The sequence below is a fragment of the Lysobacter sp. Root690 genome (genome assembly GCF_001427785.1).
Classification (GTDB): domain Bacteria; phylum Pseudomonadota; class Gammaproteobacteria; order Xanthomonadales; family Xanthomonadaceae; genus Lysobacter.
On record NZ_LMHM01000013.1, the window covers coordinates 862,833 to 879,388 of the forward strand.

The 16,556-nt window shown below is 67.0% G+C and carries 13 protein-coding genes; 4 read left to right on the forward strand and 9 right to left on the reverse strand.

Annotation, left to right across the window (positions count from 1 at the left end):
- Nucleotides 1-318: 318 nt before the first annotated feature.
- Nucleotides 319-1,002, reverse strand: a complete 684-nt coding sequence (locus tag ASD86_RS15790) for a DUF4189 domain-containing protein (protein WP_082578396.1) — start codon at nt 1,000-1,002, stop codon at nt 319-321.
- A 460-nt stretch (nt 1,003-1,462) separates the two neighbouring features.
- On the opposite strand from ASD86_RS15790, the gene ASD86_RS15795 reads away from it, so the two are divergent.
- The gene (locus tag ASD86_RS15795) at nt 1,463-3,547 is read left to right on the forward strand and encodes a S8 family serine peptidase (protein WP_056112355.1); all 2,085 of its coding nucleotides are present in this window, start codon (nt 1,463-1,465) and stop codon (nt 3,545-3,547) included.
- Nucleotides 3,548-3,759: 212 nt separating this feature from the next.
- On the opposite strand, the gene ASD86_RS15800 is transcribed toward ASD86_RS15795, so the two are convergent.
- The 3 genes from ASD86_RS15800 to ASD86_RS15810 form a co-directional block, all read right to left on the reverse strand.
- The gene (locus tag ASD86_RS15800; RefSeq protein WP_056112358.1) at nt 3,760-4,560 is read right to left on the reverse strand and encodes a type 1 glutamine amidotransferase; all 801 of its coding nucleotides are present in this window, start codon (nt 4,558-4,560) and stop codon (nt 3,760-3,762) included.
- A gap of 141 nt (nt 4,561-4,701) precedes the next feature.
- The gene (locus tag ASD86_RS15805; protein ID WP_056112361.1) at nt 4,702-5,832 is read right to left on the reverse strand and encodes a carboxylate-amine ligase; all 1,131 of its coding nucleotides are present in this window, start codon (nt 5,830-5,832) and stop codon (nt 4,702-4,704) included.
- Nucleotides 5,833-6,071: 239 nt separating this feature from the next.
- Entirely contained in the window at nt 6,072-7,148 is a 1,077-nt protein-coding gene (locus ASD86_RS15810) for an oxidoreductase (RefSeq protein WP_056112364.1), read from the reverse strand.
- Nucleotides 7,149-7,298: 150 nt separating this feature from the next.
- Between ASD86_RS15810 and ASD86_RS15815 the strand changes: the two genes are divergently transcribed.
- Nucleotides 7,299-8,588, forward strand: coding sequence for an MFS transporter (locus tag ASD86_RS15815; protein ID WP_056112837.1), 1,290 nt, complete (start codon nt 7,299-7,301; stop codon nt 8,586-8,588).
- A gap of 128 nt (nt 8,589-8,716) precedes the next feature.
- Here the strand turns inward: ASD86_RS15815 and ASD86_RS15820 are convergent, their stop codons facing one another.
- From ASD86_RS15820 to ASD86_RS15830, 3 genes are all read right to left on the reverse strand, one after another.
- Entirely contained in the window at nt 8,717-9,532 is an 816-nt protein-coding gene (locus ASD86_RS15820) for a 2OG-Fe(II) oxygenase (RefSeq protein ID WP_056112367.1), read from the reverse strand.
- Between the two features lie 410 nt (nt 9,533-9,942).
- Nucleotides 9,943-10,491, reverse strand: coding sequence for a YgjP-like metallopeptidase domain-containing protein (locus ASD86_RS15825; protein ID WP_157476718.1), 549 nt, complete (start codon nt 10,489-10,491; stop codon nt 9,943-9,945).
- Nucleotides 10,492-10,646: 155 nt separating this feature from the next.
- Complete coding sequence (locus ASD86_RS15830; RefSeq protein WP_082578417.1) at nt 10,647-12,455, reverse strand: PHB depolymerase family esterase; 1,809 nt, start codon at nt 12,453-12,455, stop codon at nt 10,647-10,649.
- A 189-nt stretch (nt 12,456-12,644) separates the two neighbouring features.
- Between ASD86_RS15830 and ASD86_RS15835 the strand changes: the two genes are divergently transcribed.
- Nucleotides 12,645-13,337, forward strand: a complete 693-nt coding sequence (locus tag ASD86_RS15835) for a hypothetical protein (protein ID WP_056112375.1) — start codon at nt 12,645-12,647, stop codon at nt 13,335-13,337.
- An 18-nt stretch (nt 13,338-13,355) separates the two neighbouring features.
- Here ASD86_RS15835 and ASD86_RS15840 read toward each other — a convergent pair whose 3' ends face one another.
- Nucleotides 13,356-14,846 (reverse strand): phospholipase D-like domain-containing protein, encoded by a 1,491-nt coding sequence (locus tag ASD86_RS15840; RefSeq protein ID WP_082578398.1) that lies wholly within the window; start codon nt 14,844-14,846, stop codon nt 13,356-13,358.
- Between the two features lie 135 nt (nt 14,847-14,981).
- Here ASD86_RS15840 and ASD86_RS15845 point away from each other — a divergent pair, with 135 nt between their 5' ends.
- Complete coding sequence (locus tag ASD86_RS15845) at nt 14,982-16,199, forward strand: glycosyltransferase (protein WP_056112378.1); 1,218 nt, start codon at nt 14,982-14,984, stop codon at nt 16,197-16,199.
- 1 nt (nt 16,200) lies between these two features.
- Here ASD86_RS15845 and ASD86_RS27890 read toward each other — a convergent pair.
- The coding region (locus ASD86_RS27890; RefSeq protein WP_235567771.1) for a hypothetical protein at nt 16,201-16,556 on the reverse strand (356 nt) is incomplete at its 5' end.

Consider the following 16,556-nt stretch of genomic DNA (forward strand, 5'->3'; position numbering starts at 1 on the left):
GCGCGCATCCATGCGCGCCGCCCTTCGGGTGTGCTTTTGCTAACGCGAGTTACAAGCGTCGCAGCGCTGGATGAACTGCGCGACTTCAAGCTGCAAGCTGCAAGCCTCGAGGCTGGAGGCTCGAGGCTCGAGGCTCGAGCTTAGAACTTGAGCTGGTCGCAATGGCGACGGCGATGACGACGAAACATCTTCAGTAGCCTGGACGGCGAGAGCCAAAGACCACGCGACAACGTCCCTGGTCAGCCAAGGCCGGCCTGCAGGCGGCCGTTACGATGAAGCGGTTGGGGCAGGGGAAGAATGCCGCTGCCGGGGCAACCGTCAATCGGCGCGAGCCGGGTAGCTGCATCCCGAATACGCCACCTGGCAATCGACCGCGACCGCTGGCGCAGCGGATTTTTCGCAGCGCTGCAGACTCAGACGCTCCGCTTCCTCGATGGTCGCCGCGCTCGCCGATGCCGCGCTCGCCAGTGCCGTGCCCGCGCGGTTGTGCGCCACCGCGCCGCATTGGTTCGAATAGCTCTGCGCGATCGCGCAGTCGCCGCCGACGGCGCCGCGGCATTGCGCCAGCGCGGTCGTTTCGGCGTCGTGTTTGCTCAGCTTTTCAAAAGCGACGCCGAACGTATTGCCGCGGCCGGTGGCAATCGCGCCCCAGCGGTCGGACCATTCGATCCGCGCTCGTGCGACCCGCGTCTGGTCGACAGGCTTGCGATCGCGCGGGCGCGACGGCGTGGTGCAGGACGTCTTCGCCGCGTTCGCGCTGCGTGGCGTGGCACGCTGGCCCGGCGGACAACTGGCCGCGATCGCGGAGCCGCCGATCGCGAGCCACAGGCCGAGCGTGCATAGAGATCGATGGTTCATGGTGCTGATCCCCTGGTTCGGTACGCGCATTCGTATGACATGGAACGACGCAACGTTGGGCGAATGTAAGAACACAAACGCGACCGGATCAACCACTAAAAATTCAAATGCACGGTTGCTGTCGAGTATTAGCGGAAAAATCATGCGGCATTTAATTCATTAGCGTGTCGTAAGCGTGCCGCTCGACAGCCATCGGCGATTCGGCGCGCGGCGCGAAGAGAATCGCGAATGTGATGCAGGCCCGCGATTGCGCCACACCGCTGCGCCGCAACCGGAAATCGGCAAAAAACGCGATGTTCTCCGCAGGTCTCATGCCTGCGCGCTACGCACCTGCGATCGCGATCCATGCGCATGAATGCGATGCACGCATCGGGCCGTGAGTATGCGTTCGAGATTCTGTGATCACTCTCAATGATCATTTCGAAGCGCCGTTCGGAATCGCATGGACGCAGCCATCGCGCGGGCGCAGTGTCGATGGGCGTTCGGCGACGTCGGCGACACGCACGCAGCCCGAACGCCGCATTCCGGTGTTTTTTCCCAGATCGCTTCAACGCGTCGTCGCCCGCTCGGGCGGCGTTCCTTCGGCCTTTCCAAGAGAACTCCCATGACCCGTCGCCATCTGCATACCGCCATCGCCCTCGCCATCGGCCTGGCGCCGCTGCTTTGCGCCGCGCAAGCCGCGCCGTCCGCCGCCAAGGGTTTCGAACTCGATCTGGGCGGATTGCGTTTCGATCCGCTCACCACCAAGCCGGTGCAGGCCGCCAGCGCCTGGGGCCGCACGCGCGCCGACGGCGACGACTGGCGCATGGTCCAGTTCACCGGTCCCGTGCAGCAGGCGTGGCTGGACGAGCTGCGTCGCGCCGGGCTGGAACCGGTGCAGTACGTGCATCCCTACACCTACATCGCCTGGGGCAAGCGCGACGCGCTCACCCGTCTGGCCGGGCAGCGCGAAGTGCGCTGGAGCGGCGATTTCCTGCCGGCGTACCGGGTCCAGCCCGAACTACGCCAAGCCGCGCTGAGCAAGGCCGCGACCGGGCCAGTGCAGGTCAATGTGATCAGCCATCGCGGCAGCGCGCTGGGCGCGAATCTGGCCAAGATCGGCATCAGCGATACCGGCCTGGGCGCGAAGATCGTCGACCGTCATCTGCAGACTCAGACCGTGCAACTGCCCGCCGATCAACTCGCCGCGCTCGCGCAGACGCCGGGCGTGTACAGCGTGCAGAGCGTGCCGACCGACGGCGGCCTGCGCGGCGAGATGAGCAGCCAGATCAACGCCGGCAACGTCAACGCGAGCAATCTCGCGGTGCCCGGTTATCTGAGCTATCTCAGCGGCGCCGGGGTCAACGGCACCGGCGTGATCATCGCCAACGTCGATGGAGGCATCTATCACACCCATCCGGATCTGGTCGCGCGCATGTCCGCGTGCACCGGCACCACCTGCGGCGGCAGCGCGAGCAGCGCGCACGGCACCCACACCGCCGCGATCATGGCCGGCGACGGCGCCTCGAACGTGCGCGCCACCGCATCCACCGGCAGCTTCCTGCGCGGCCTCGGCGTCGCGCCCGGCGCGAAACTGGTCGAACAGCGCTATTCGCCGTTCTACACCCAGGCCGGCGGCATGCTGTTGCTGATGACCCAGTCGGTGCGCAACCGCGCGGTGATTTCCGGCAACAGCTGGGGCCCGGCGGGTTCGCCGCGCGGCTACGACGGCGATACGCGCCAGGTCGATGTCGGCGTACGCGATGCCGATCCCGATGCGCCCGGCGATCAGCCGCTGGCCTATGTGCTGTCGTTCATGAACGGCAACGGCGGCACCCAGAGCCAGGGCTCGCCCGACGAAGCCAAGAACACCTTCACCATCGGCTCGACCAAGGGCCAGACCTCGGCGACGGTGCAACTGGCGGCGATCAACGATCTGTCCAGCAATACCGCGCACGGCCCGGCGCTGGACGGTCGGCGTATTCCGGCGATGGTCGCGCCGGGCTGTTCGATCGATTCGGCCAACAGCGCGACCGGTCATGGCCTGATGTGCGGCACCAGCATGGCCTCGCCGCAGGTGGCCGGCGCCAGCGCCCTGTTCGTGCAGTACTACCGCAATCGCTTCAGCGTCGATCCCAGCCCGGCCCTGACCAAGGCCGCGTTCACCGCGGTCGCGCAGAACCTGGTCGGCAAACTCGACGCCGACGGCGGCACCCTGGCGACCGCGCCCGACAGCAAGCAGGGCTGGGGGCGCATGTTGATCGATCCGGTGCTGCGTCCGGCGCAGACGGTGCAGTACGTCGACCAGAGCCACGTGTTCAACAACACCGGTGAGAGCTGGACGCGCACCTTCACCGCCGCCGATCCGAGCAAGCCGGTGCGGGTCATGCTGGTGTGGACCGACGCGCCCGGTCACGGCCTGGGCGGCACCACGCCGGCCTGGAACAACAACCTGGATCTGCGCGTGACCGCGGGTGGCAATACCTATCTGGGTAACGTGTTCACCAGCGCCGGTTGGTCGGCCACCGGCGGTGCCGCGGATGCGCGCAACAACGGCGAAGGCGTGTTCCTGCAGGCCGCGCAGCATGGTGGCAGCGTCAACGTCGTGGTGCGCGCGACCGACATCAATTCGAATGGATTGCCGAATGCCGGCGACGATACCGATCAGGATTTCGCGTTGGTTTGTTACAACTGCGCGGCCAGTTTGTAAGCCGGCGCAGCGTTTGCGTTGTTGATGCGATTGGCGACCCGGGGGGCGTGAGCTGCCCGGGTCGTTTCGTTTCCACAGAACGAAGTCGCAAGCCGCGTATCCGAATGTAGGAGCGGCGCGAGCCGCGACCGCGACATCCGACTTGCGACGCAGGCTTGGTTTCGCGGTCGCGACTTGCGCCGCTCCTACAGAGAGCTATCGGGTTTAACGAATCAGGCCGCTAAAGCCTGCTCACGCTTGCGCGCGGCTTCCATGAACGACATCAGCAACGGCCGGCCCGGCAGCAATTCCGGAAAGCGATGGTCGTGGAATTCCGGATGCCATTGCACGCCGACCACAAAACTCTCGCCGCTGCCGCGGATGCATTCGGGAATGCCGTCTTCCGACCACGCTTCCACGTCCAGGCCTTCGCCGAGGTTCTTGACGCCCTGATGATGGATCGAATTGACCCGCGGATCGGCGGCCTGCGGATACAGCGACGCCAGCCAGCCGTCCTCGCGCATGCGCAGCGAATGCGCGTGTTCGTCGTACTGCGCCGGAATGTAGTGCTGCGCGCGGGTCGCGCCGCCGCCGACCAGGTCCTGGTACAGGCTGCCGCCGTGGGCGACGTTGATCAGCTGCATGCCGCGGCAGATGCCGAGCACCGGCTTGCCGGCGTCGACGAACGCGCGCAACAGGTTCAATTCGAAGCGGTCGCGGTCCGGGTCGGTGGTCATCAGCATTTCGCTGGGCCGCTCGCCGTAGGCCTGCGGGTCGATGTCGGCGCCGCCTTGCAGGATCAGTCCGTCCAGCGAACGCGCGTAATCGCGCACGGCCAAGTCGGTGGCCTGGACCGCGCCGGTGGCGTCGACGGTGGGAATCATCACCACCAGCGGGCCGCTGGACATGACCCAGTGGGCCATGGATTGCTCCAGGTATTGCAGGGTCTTGTTGCGGAAACCATATTCGGGCGGCAGGTTGCGCATCAGGCGCGGCGACAGGCCGATCAGCAGTTTGCGGGCGGGAGCGGGCATGGCGAGGGTATCCAGAGCGAAGTCGGGTGGCGCTTTGTAATCGGACGCTTTGTACTCGGAACTGGGTGGTTCGGAATCAGATGATCCGCGGTTGGATGATTCGCGGGTCAGTCGGAGCAGGGCATGAACGAGGGGGCAAGGTCATGCGGCGGGCACGGTGGTTTCCAATAACCAATCGACCACATGCTTGAGCGCGTTGACGCGGGTAGCGCCGTGCTGGCGTTGTTCGCGATAGACCTGCAACTGCGTGTGCGCGCTGCTGCCGCGTTCGACGATCGCGTCCAGGGTTTTGAGGGCGTCTACGCAATCCAGGGCCTGCGCGTCTTCGTGGCACAGCGCGCGCAGGCGCCGCAGTTGTTCGATCGCCGGTTCGGTATTGCCCTGCGCGTCGAGGAAGCTCGCCTGCAGGCCGAAGCGCTTGGCCCGCCAACGGTTCTCGTCGATGATCCGGCGCGTGCTCGCGTTGCACGGCGGCGCATCGGCCGGACGCATCGCGATATGCCGCATCAGGCAGCGGTACAGCGCGGCGATCGCCACGCTGTCCTCGACCCGGGTGCAGGCGTCGGCGATGCGCAGTTCGACGGTGGGGAAGTTCGGCGAAGGACGGATCGCCCACCACAGCGAGCTCGCGTCACTGATCGCGCCGGCGCGCACGAGCACCGCGGCGAACGCGTCGTAATCGGCCTGGTCCTCGAAGAAATCCGGAATGCCGGTGCGCGGCCACTCGTCGTACATGGCCTGGCGATAACTCATCAGCCCGGTGTCGAAGCGGTCCCAGAATGGCGAGGAAGTCGACAGGGCCAGCAGCAGCGGCAGCCACGGCATCGCGCGGTTCATCGCCTGCACGCGGTCGACATCGTCCGGCAATTGCACATGCACGTGCAGCCCGCACACCTGACTGCGGCGGGCGACGATCTGGAAATCCTCGACCAAGCGGCGATAACGCGGCTTGTCGGTGTGGGTCTGTTCGCGCCACTGCCCCAACGGATGCGTCCCCGCCGCCAGCAGCGCCAGCCCATGATCGTGCGCCAGCGACGACAAGCCGCACCGCAGTTCGCTGAGCTGCCGCTGCGCCTGGGCCATGTCGCATTGCACCGGCGTGGCGATTTCGATCTGCGCCTGCAGCAGTTCGCTTTCGATCGATTCGCCCAGCTGCGCGCGCGCGCGCTTGAGCAGGCGGCTGGGCACCTGGGTCGCGAGCAGGCGCGAATGCGGGCGGACCAGGAAGAATTCTTCCTCGATGCCGAAGCTGTACTCGCATTGCGCGCTCATCGGAGCACGCTCATCGGTACAGGCTCCTGGGCGCGGCGCTTATGGTTGCGGCGCTAATCTGGCGCGGTGTCGGAAATTGCGGTCGGTTCATTGGATTCATGTACCCAAGGTAGCGGCATGAATGTAAGAACCAGTTGAAGGCAGCCCGCTCGACCGCGATCCCACGGCTGAAACCGACAGCGGCGAGCACTACCGGTGGCGGATGCGAATCGCGCAGCGACTCGGCAGCCCGCGGCGACTCAATCGCCGCCGTAGCTAAACGCTGCGCGCTCGTCCGCATCCAGCGCCGGCACGGTCGCGCGGCCCGTCGCCGCCGATTCCACCGCCGCTTCCAGCACCGCCATCACCGCCAGCGCCTGGACCGGCGTCACCGGGTTGTCGCCGCGCTCGCGGATCGCATCGAAGATCGCCATGTAATAGCGGCGCTGATCGCCCGAGGGCGTGGTCAGCCGCCGCGAGCCTTCGCCGTCGTGGAAGATCAGATCGTCGCCGTCCGCGCCCCAACCCGGCGACCCGGGCACCACGCCGGCCAGCAACTGCGCTTCCTGTTGATCGGCGCGCGGCTTGACCAGGCTGCCGCGCTCGCCGTGCACGGTGAAGCGCGCGCTGCCGCCGGCCGCGAGCATGCTCGCGTGCAGGATCACCCGGCGCTGGCCGTAGTCGAGCAGCACGTGCGCCCAGTCGCTGACCTGGCCGTCGCGGCGTTGCGTCGCCAGGCTGGCGACGACGCGTTCGGGCAGGCCGAACAATTGCAGTGCCTGATCGACCAAGTGCGGCCCCAGGTCCCACCACACGCCGGTGCCGGGCCCGGCCTGTTCGCGCCAGCGTTCGCGCACCTGCGGACGGAAGCGGTCGATATGCGATTCGAAATGCACCACCGGGCCGAGCAGGCCTTCCTCGATTGCCTGCTTGACCCCGAGGTAGTCGCTGTCCCAGCGGCGGTTGTGGAACACCGACAGTACCCTTCGATGCTGCTGCGCCAGGGCGATAAGTTCGCGCGCTTGCGCCATGTCCAGGGTGAACGGCTTGTCGACCACCACGTGCTTGCCGGCCGCGAGCGCGGCGCGCGCGAGCGGGGCGTGGCTGTCGTTCGGGGTGGCGATCACCACCAACTCGACGCGCGGATCGGTGGCGGCGGCGAACGGGTCGTCAACCACGCTCATGTACTGGTAATCGGCGTGGACCTTGGCCGGGTCGCGGGAGCCGACCACGCCGAGCGACAGACCAGGCGTGGCGGCGATCAGCGGCGCATGGAAGGTCTTGCCGGCGAAGCCATAGCCGATCAAGGCCACACGGACGGGAGCGGGCGCGCTCATGCTGCGAACTCATGCGGGGGATGGCACACCTTGCCGGATCGCGGCGCGCGCGGCCAGCACCGCATGCGGCCATCACCGTTTATGAGGCTACTTTGCCGAAGCGGGTGCGGATCGGGTAACAATTCACCGATTCCCCCAATGGATGTCTCGATGAGCGCAGCCGCACCGGCCTCGGCCCCGGCCCCGAGCAACTCCCCGGCCCGCGTGCTGTTCGCGAGCCTGATCGGCACCACCATCGAGTTCTTCGATTTCTATATCTACGCCACCGCCGCGGTGCTGGTGTTTCCGAAGCTGTTCTTCACCAGCGCCGACCCGGGCACGGCGGTGCTGCAGTCGCTGGCGACCTTCGCCCTGGCCTTCATCGCCCGCCCGGTCGGCGCGGCGATCTTCGGTCATTACGGCGATCGCATCGGGCGCAAGGCGACCCTGGTCGCGGCCTTGCTGACCATGGGCCTGTCGACGGTCGCGATCGGCCTGCTGCCGACCTACGACAGCATCGGCATCCTCGCGCCGGCGCTGCTCGCGCTGTGCCGGTTCGGTCAGGGCCTGGGACTGGGCGGCGAGTGGGGCGGCGCGGTGCTGCTGGCGACCGAGAACGCGCCACCCGGCAAGCGCGCGTGGTACGGCATGTTTCCGCAGCTCGGCGCGCCGATCGGGTTTTTCCTGTCGACCGGGATATTCCTGCTGCTGACCGACACCCTCGGCGACGAAACCTTCTTCGCCTGGGGCTGGCGGATTCCGTTCGTGGCCAGCGCGGCGCTGGTGTTCGTCGGCCTGTGGGTGCGGCTGCGGATCAACGAGACCCCGGCGTTCCAGCGCGCGATCGACCAGCACGAGCGGGTCAAGCTGCCGATGCTGCAGGTGCTGCGAAATCATCCCGGCGCGCTGGTCGCCGGCACCTTCGGCGCCTTGGCGACCTTCGTGCTGTTCTATCTGATGACGGTGTTCGCGTTGAGCTGGGGTACCTCGAAGCTGGGCTACACCCGCGAACAATTCCTGCTGCTGCAACTGGGCAGCGTGGTGTTCTTCGCCATCACCATTCCGTTGTCGGCGTTGTTCGCCGATCGCCGCGGCCGGCGTCTGGCGATGATCCTGTCGACCGTGGCGGTGATCGGCTTCGGCATCTTCTTCGCGCCGTTGTTCTCGACCGGCAGCGCCTGGGGCACCTTGCTGTTCCTCGGGCTGGGGCTGGGCATCATGGGGCTGACTTACGGCCCGCTTGGCACGATTCTGGCCGAGATGTTCCCGACCGCGGTGCGTTATACCGGCGCCTCGCTGGCGTTCAACCTCGCCGGCATTCTCGGCGCGTCGTTCGCGCCGTGGATCGCGACCCAGCTGGCGAATCGGTATGGCTTGGCGTATGTCGGCTATTACCTGGCCGCGGCAGGGGCGTTGACCTTGATCGCGCTGTTGATGGTGCGCGAGGACGACTCGGACTGAGGTCGCTGTCCACGGCGTCCTTGCCGCTCCCGTCCGTCAAACGGGGCTGTCGCTTCAAGCCGGATCGGCGAAGCTCAGCCCGGCTCGCTCGGTCGCGATGGCCCTGACAGGCAATCGCTGATCGGCGTTCAATCGTCCTTCTTGTAGACGTGCTTGGTCGCGCGCACGCCCTTCGGGAACAGCTTGCGCACCCAGCCGCGCAGCAGCGCGTCCGCGCGCAGCACCCGGTCGCGCAACGGCTGCTCGGGGCGGCCGCGGAACGAGGTCGGATGGAAGTAGTCGCCCACACCGACCGGATGATCGGAAAAATAATAGTTGGACACGCAGCAACGCGGCCGGTCGGTGGTATTGGCCGAAACCGAATGCCAGGAATGCTGGTTGGTCACCATCACCGCCAGCCGGTTGAAGCGGCTGACAATGGTGTTGGCCTCGCCGTCGGGACCGTCGGGCCACAGTTCCAGATTGGCGCCGTTGGCCTGTTCCCAGTCTGGGCTGACGTAATACAGCAGGTTGAGGACGCGGTAGCGCTCGCGATCCTTGTCGTGGGAGTTGTCCAGGTGCGGATTGAGGAAATGGCCCTGGCCCATGACCGAAATTCCGCCCGCGTACAGATGCGCGTCGGGGTACAGCGAGCGCAGCCCGGTGATCGCGCGGATGGCTTCCAGCACGCCCGGCTGCTGGAACGCGAACACGATTTCCTCCAGCAGCGGATCGTGCTGATCCATCTGCGCCGATACGTATTTGAGTTCGCGCAGATTCTTGCGCAGCATCATTTTCGAGGCCGGCGGAAACGCGCCGAAAATCCGCGTGGCGAGTTCGGGCGGCAACAGATCGTCGATGACGAAATGATGGATCGGCGCGGCGTCGTGCCACTGCTGGGTGAGTTGCTGGGCCTGCTCTTCGAGCTTGCGCTCGATCAAGGCGCCGATCTGGATGCGATCCATAAGCTTGCTTGCCGCTGAGAGGGGGACGAAACAGGGCGGATTCTAACCGATGCGCCTCGCCCGGGTCGTCGCGGGGATCCGGGCCGAACGATGCTGCGCGGGATTGGTGCGGTTTATGCGTTTATTCGCATGCGCGTGGGGTGAATGACACGGGCCTTGGGCGAGGGGCTTTTAGCCGAACGGGGTTGTCTCGACCGAGCTCGGCTCGTATGACGGCCCGGTTGATTTGCCAGGATTTGCGCGATTCGGGGCGTCGCCGCGGTCGCGGCGCGCGCGGTGTCGGGGCCATCGGGGGCGACGTGCCGCACCCGGTCGTTCCGGTGCCTGCCTGTCTGGCGTTGTCGGGTTTGCCAGTCGAATCGGCGATCGATCGCGCGGTGGCGACCGTGCCGCGTGCGACGAGAGACTGGTCAGTCGGCGCCAGCCGCGCCGTCGCGTTCGCGCGATGGCGTGACCGCCGGTTCGAGCTGGGTCAGTTCGAGCTGGGTGAGATACAGGCGCAGGTCGAATTCGAGCTGGTGGTAGTGCGGGCTCATGTGCTCGCACAGCTGATAGAAGCTCTTGTCGTGATCGCGATGCTTGAGATGGGCCAGCTCGTGAACCGCGATCATCTCCAGGAACTCGGCCGGCGCATCGCGGAACAAGGTGGCGATGCGGATCTCGCGCGCGGCCTTGAGCCGGCCGCCGTGGTTGCGCGAGATCGCGGTGTGGGTGCCGAGCGCATGCTTCACCACATGCAGCTTGTTGTCGTAGATGACCTTGTTGAGCGGCTCGGCCTTGCGCATGTAGCGCTCCTTGATCGCGACCACGTATTCGAACAAGGCCTTGTCGTCGCGCACTTCATGGCTGGCGCTGTAGCGGTTGCGCAGCACCTCGGCCAGCCGCCCGCTGTCGATCAGCGCGCGGACCTGGTCCATCACGCGCTCGCCGTAGCCGCGCAGGTAGCGAAGTTCGTCCATGCGCGAACGATACGGCATCGGTGTGGCTGGGGGCGAGACAGGACGGCGAGGCGGGTCGAATATTCCGTCATACACGACATTCCGCCGCGCTTTTGGCTCCCTCTCCCGCTTGCGGGAGAGGGTTGGGGTGAGGGCGGCTCAGGCAAGCATCACCCTCAAGGCAGATACTCCACCCGCAACTTCGCACTCGCCCCACGATCGATCCACAGATAACTCGTAGCCCCCGGCAACTGCTCGAACCGCAGCCGCAACTGCGTGCGCCCGCCGCGATTGATCGCGCCCAGCCCGGCCGCATTGAACACGCCGCTGCTCTGGGTCCCGCCGATGAAACGCGCCAGTTCGGCGACCGCCGAAGCATCCGTCGCCGCCGCATAATCGCCGGCCTCGATCGCGCAACCGCCGAAGCAGCCATTGCGAACGTCGATCAGCAGGCGATTGCCGGCCGGCTGGTTCCACGGATCACCGTTGGCGCTGCGGTAGGCGACGCTGAGCGAGGCCGACACGATCGTCGCGCCGTCGGGCAGGGCGGAGGTATCGAACGACAGCACGCTGCGGTTGTACTTGCCGTCGGTACCGCGCCCCAGCGCCAGGCCGAGACTGGCCTCGAGAGTGCCGACCGCGGGAGCGCCGCCATCGGCGTTGGCCTTGACATAGCCGTCGTTGGCGTCTTCGTTGTCGAAGATCGCCACTTGCGGCGGGCCGCTGGTGCCGCCGCTGACCGTGACCTGGACCGCCGCCGAGGTCGCGGTGTTGCCGGCGATATCCTCGGCGCGCGCCTGCAGGGTATGCGCGCCGTTGCTGGCGCTCGCGCTGTTCCAACTGGCGTTGTACGGCGCCAACGCATCGCTGGCGATCAGCGCGCCGTCGAGCAGGAAATCGACCCGTTCCACGCCCGCATCGTCGGTCGCATTCGCGCTGAGCGCGACCGTGCCGCTGACCGCCGCGCCATCGGCCGGCGCGGTCAGCACGACCTGCGGCAGGCTCGCGTCGAGATCGTCCAGGCCCCAGAAGCGGCCGATGTAATAGCTCGAACAGATGTTGACGTCGAGCACATACGCGCCAGCGGTGCCGCACTGGCTTTCGCCCGTGCCCGGGTCGACCGGCGTGCCGTGGCCCATGCCGGTGATGGTGTAGGTTTCGACCCGCGCGTGGCCTTGCGCATCGCGATAGACCTTGTGCGGATAACCGGCGACATTGTCTTCGACATCGGCGAGCTGATCGATGCCATGCACGTTGGTCCATTGCTGCAGGCTTTCGGTCGCATTGGCTGGCCGCACGACGTAATCGGCGTCGCCGTGCCAGATCGATACGATCGGCCACGGCCCGGTATGCGTGCTCGCGGCGCGGACCTTGTCGCCCCATTGCGCCGGGGTTAGGTCGCTGCCCGGCGACATGCAACTGAACGCCGCGCTGGAACTGGTCGCGCAGCGGTACGGAATGCCGGCCACGATCGCGCCGCCGGCGAAGACCTCCGGATAGGTCGCCAGCATCACCGCGGTCATCGCACCGCCGGAGGACAGGCCGGTGACGTAGACGCGATCGGCGGCGCTGCCGTGATCGGCGCGCATCTTGTCGATCATCTGCTTGATCGACAGCGCTTCGCCCTGGCCGCGGGTGGTGTCGCCGGTTTCGAACCAGTTGAAGCAGCCGCTGGAATTGTTTGCGCTCTGCTGCTGCGGCAGGACCACGGCGAAATGCCAGCGCTGCGCCAGCAGTTCCCAGCCGGTCTCGGCGTCGTAACTCGCCGCACTCTGCGAACAGCCATGCATCGCGACCACCAGCGGGGCATTCGCCGGCAGGTCCGGCGGCAGGTACTTGAACATGCGCAGATTGCCGGGATTGCTGCCGAAGCCGGTGACTTCGGTCGAGGCCTGCGCCGCGCCGACGCCGCACAGCGCGAGCGTCACTGCGATCAGCGACGGATACAGCGATACGGTACGAACCCTGCTCAGGCGAACGGACATGCGATCGACTCCCCAGGCCGGCAGCGATTCCGGCGTGGCCGCAGTGGGCCACCGCGCGGCAGCGCGCGCCATCGTCCGATGGGGCACATTGCGCCGCAGCAATCGCCTGGGCGCAGCGCGGCCTGGACTTGAGCGATGCGGCCGCGCTGCGTAGGCTGGCGGTCCCGTCGTAGCCCTGAGTCTCGTTGAATGCACTATCTGCCCGACGATGCGTTCTGGGTCACGTCCGGGCTGCCGTTTCGTGTCCTGGGCCGGCCCGAATTCCTGGCCGACATGGATCTTGCCGGACAACAGCATGCGCAGGAACTGGCCGAATATCCGCAACGCCAGTACGACGCGTTGGAACAGCACTACCTGAGCCTGCGCGGTATGGCCGCGCTGGACCTGTGCCTGCTGCACGATCTGTTGTTCGAACTCACGCTGCAGCAATCGCTGGCCGGTGCGTGGTTCGCGGCCTTGTCGCCGCACCCGCTGTACGAGCCGTTGCTGCGCGAGGCGCAGGCGCGAGTGCTGAACGACGAGCGTTATCAGCGCGCTCAGGCGCGGTTGCTCGCCCTGGCCCTGGCCGCTTACGAGGAATCAGATGCTGTCGGCGATGCGGGTTCGGACGCGTCGTGCATGCAACGCATCCGCGAAGCGCTCGCCCCGCTACCCAAGCCGATGGTGCTACTGCGGCTCATGCCGACGCCGGAGCAGTTGCAGCAGCTTCAAGAGGACCGCCAACGGGTCGGCCAGATCTACCGTCGACACGGCACGCAAGCGGCACGCGATGCGATACCGGGAACGGTGACTGGTTTTTTCAACCTGAGCCATGCCGCCTGGCGACGCCTTGGCTATCCCAGCATGGAGCGGTATCTGCAAGGCGGTCGCGCGACGCCATGAGCATCGCCGGTTGATCGATCAGAAACTCGACAGCCCGCTCGCCTCGCTGAAGCGATACCACAGCTTGCGCCACTGCGATTCGTCGGCGTAACGCGGATAGTCGGCGCTGATGCCGCGGCCGTCGCCGTTGCTCCAGCTCTGTTCGAAGTAGGCCGCGGCCTGACGTGCGACCGGCGCGTCGGATTCGGCGACCACGCGCGCGCTGCTTTCCAGGTTGTAGTCGTCGAGGTTGCGGCGGGTGTAGTTGGCCGAGCCGGCGATCAGTTCGATGCCGCCGTCGCGATCGCTGCGTAGCAGCAGCTTGGCATGGCACTGCTCGCCGTGAGTGTCGCACCAGCGCAGCGGCACGCCGGCCGCGTGCAGTTCGGATGCGACCTGGCGATTGGGCACGCCATTCTTCTTGCGTCCGAACGCGTCCTCGTTCGGATCGAGCAGCACGCGCAAGCCGACCCCGCGTTTGTGCGCGGCGATCACCGCATCGATCAGGCGGCGATGGGAGAAATAGAACACCGCGATATCGATCCGGTCGCCGCCGTGGGCGCCATCGATCGCCGCCTGCAGGCCGTCGCGGATTCTGGCTTCGGTCAACACCTGCACGCGCGGCGCCGAGGTCGTGTCGACGATGCTGTCGGGCGGCACCGAGGTCGGCAGGCCCCGCGGCCACAACCCGCCCGACAGCGCGACCACCGCGCGTTCGCTCGCGAGCAGGTCGAGCGCGGCCGCGCCGCTGAAGCGCAATGAGACATTGCCGTGCAGGCTGCTGGCGTCGTGCGGATTGGCCGAGGCGACCAGCGCGGTCCAGGTCTGGCCCTGGTCGACCACCAAGGTCTTGCGATGGTTTGCATTGAGATTGAGCAAGCTCAGCCAACTGCGCACGGTGACCTTGCCCGGACCGAGCGGATTGGCGACCCAACCGTCGCGGTCGTTGTTGCCGGCCCAACTGCAGCACAGGTGCCACAGCCCCGACCAAGCCGGATTGGGCGCGCGCAGGCGGCGCAGGTCGGTGATCACGACCTCGACGCCGGCCGCGCGCAAGGCGTCCAGCCGTGGCGACGGTAGGCCGCCATAGACGGTGTTGATCGGATCGGTGATCAGCACCGCATGCAATTGCGGCACGGCGCGTTTGCGCGCGATCAACGCGTCGGTGAGCTGGTGGCTCAGCTTGCGGTACTCGATATCGCCGCCCTGGCTGCCGAAGTCGTTGAACAGGAACTGGTCGGCGACGATCACCCGCTGGGCCTGGCCGATCAGGCGCAGGGTTTCGTCGAATACGTGCTGGTCGCCGTGGCGCCGTTTGGCCGCGTCGACCCAGGTGATGTCGGTCAGCAGGGCCACGTCGGTGGCGCTGCGCAGCGGCCCGGCCTGGCTGACCCCGGGCGGCAGCGGCTTGTAGACCTGGTAGGTGCCCATCGCGATCCAGGCCACCAGCAGCAGCGCGATCGCGCGCTTGAGCCAGCGGCGCAGGCGGCGCGGCGGCGGGGAATCGAGGGCGGAAACGTCTTCTGACATGAGCGATACGGCGACGGGCGGGGGACGGGCATTGTCGCAGCCGCGCGCCGTATGCGCCTGTCCGGACTGAACCGCAACGGCGTTCGCCGCGAGAATCGCCACAAATCGGTCATATCGCCCGCCTAGGCTGGCGGGATGGACATCCTGATGCTGTCTGACGTGTACTTCCCGCGGGTCAACGGGGTGTCGACCTCGATCCGCACCTTCGCCCAGTCGCTGGCGCGCATGGGCCACTCGGTGACCCTGGTGGCGCCCGATTACGGGCCGGGCAGCGGCCAGGAACAGCACGACAGCGCCGAGTTCGAGATCATCCGGCTGGGATCGCGGGTGATCTTCTTCGATCCCGAGGACCGGTTGATCCGCGCGCCGGAGCTGCGCCGCATCCAGCCGCAACTGGCGCGGCGGCACTGGGACGTGATCCACATCCACACCCCGTTCCGCGCCCACGGCCTGGGCGTGCGCCTGGCCGCGCAGACCGGGCGGCCGACGGTGGAGACGTACCACACCTATTTCGAGGAATACATCGGCCACTACCTGCCGTGGGCGCCGGCGCCGCTGCTGCGGATGGTCGCGCGCAAACTGTCGCGGGTGCTGTGCCACGGCGTCGATCACCTGATCGTGCCGACCGCGCAGATGGTCGAGGTGCTCGATCGCTACGGCATCCGCACGCCGTCGACGGTGCTGCCGACCGGGATCGACCTGAGCGAGTTCGCGCGCGGCGACGGCGCGCGTTTCCGCGCCGAGCACGGCATCGCCGCCGATCGTCCGACCGTGGTCACGGTCAGCCGGCTCGCGGTCGAGAAGAACATCGCGTTCCTGCTGCTGGTGGCCAAGCGCCTGCTCGGCGAGTTTCCCGAGTTGATGTTCGTCATCGCCGGCGAAGGCCCGGACTCGGAACGGCTCAAGCGTCTGTCGAAGGAACACGGCCTGGAACGCAACGTGCGTTTCTTCGGCAACCTCGACCGCCGCACCAGCCTGCTCGACGCTTACCGCGCCGGCGATGCGTTCGTGTTCGCCTCGCCGACCGAAACCCAGGGGCTGGTGCTGATCGAAGCGATGGCGCTGGGCGTGCCGATCGTATCGACCGCGGTGATGGGCACCGCGACCGTGTTGCGCGGCGCGCGCAGCGCGGTGGTCAGCGAGGACAACGTCGAGGCCTTCGCCGAACACCTCGCCACGGTGCTGCGTTCGCCACAGTTGCGCGCGCAGTTGTCCGCGGCCGGGCCGGTGGATGCGCGGGCCTGGAGCACCGAGGGTCTGATGGAGCAGGTGGTGGCGTTGTATCAACGCCTGGCGCAGACGAAGTCGCTGCCGCGGCCGGTGGCGGCGGATGCGCCCGGGATCGCGGGATGATTTAGGGGGGCGGGGCGTGGGCGAACTGTCCCGCGGACCAACGGCGCAGCCGTTTTTGGCGGGATCGCTTTTTGGCCGAATCGTTCTTGCGTGCGGACTTTGCTGTTTCGACCGTGGCGGTGCCGCCTTTTCCGACGCGGCGAACGTGGTTCCGCCCATGCCTGCGCGGAGCAGCAAGCTGCGAACTACTTCCTTTGGCTAGCTCTTGCTCTAGCTTGGGCATTAGCTCCGGCTCGAGCTTGAAGCCGCGCAGTTCATCCAGCGCTGCGAGGCATTGAACTTGCGTTGGCAACGGCACACCCGAAGGGCGGCGCACATGGATGTGCGCCGTGCGCCACCGAGACAGGATGTCTCGTG